Origin of the sequence: Bacillus sp. SIMBA_074 (assembly GCF_046534555.1) — a bacterium.
In the GTDB taxonomy this organism is placed as follows: Bacteria; Bacillota; Bacilli; order Bacillales; family Bacillaceae_G; genus Bacillus_A; species Bacillus_A mycoides.
In genome coordinates this window covers 1-232 of record NZ_JAWRYM010001310.1, presented here as the reverse complement: position 1 = coordinate 232, position 232 = coordinate 1, and the positions used below count along the sequence as shown (strand labels likewise).

The 232-nt window shown below is 45.3% G+C and carries 1 pseudogene; it reads right to left on the bottom strand.

Annotation, left to right across the window (positions count from 1 at the left end):
• A pseudogene (locus SB773_RS34945) lies at positions 1 to 204 on the bottom strand (transcriptional regulator); the annotation flags it as partial.
• Positions 205 to 232: the final 28 nt, after the last annotated feature.

Below are 232 nucleotides of genomic sequence, written 5' to 3'. Positions count from 1 at the left end.
CTCTTTTTCACGTTCCACTGGAATCCCGACCTTACGCCCCAGTACAATCAAATCATGAATATGGATATGCCGAATTCCGATGTCTATCAGTTCTACTGAATACCGCGGCATCACATCCGGTGTACCAAATGTAATCGCGTAGCGGTATTCGTCATGTAGCAGCTCCACTCCCGGATAATAGGGCACATATTTTAAATGATTCATGTTGGCTTCGAAGAGCGTCTGAATTACC